This is a genomic window from Streptococcus suis (genome assembly GCF_002964045.1).
In the GTDB taxonomy this organism is placed as follows: domain Bacteria; phylum Bacillota; class Bacilli; order Lactobacillales; family Streptococcaceae; genus Streptococcus; species Streptococcus suis_U.
This window is the reverse complement of record NZ_POPB01000645.1, coordinates 1-342: the sequence shown is the minus strand read 5'-3', so window position 1 is coordinate 342 and position 342 is coordinate 1. Positions and strand designations below refer to the sequence as shown.

1 pseudogene is annotated in these 342 nt (G+C 37.1%); it reads left to right on the top strand.

What is annotated here, in order from left to right:
* A pseudogene (locus C1E99_RS13810) lies at positions 1 to 342 on the top strand (class I SAM-dependent rRNA methyltransferase); the annotation flags it as partial.

Below are 342 nucleotides of genomic sequence, written 5' to 3'. Positions count from 1 at the left end.
AAACCGTATTGCAGAACAGAAAATAAACAGAGGGATTCAACTCTTGGATAGCGCTGATTTTTCAGGCTTTTCGTTTGATGAAGACAGGCTGGCTGTTTTGTATTCAGAATCTGGAAGCTATTTAGGTCAGGCTTATTTGTCCAAACAGAATAAGGGAATAGGCTGGCTGTTTAGTAGAAGCAACCAAGACTTGACCATGGATTTTTTTGTTAAATTATTCGTGGATGCTAAACAGAAACGTCAACATTTTTATCAATCTGAGATGACGAATGCTTTTCGTTTATTTAATCAAGATGGAGATAATTTTGGTGGAATGACGGTTGACTTGTATGATGAATACGC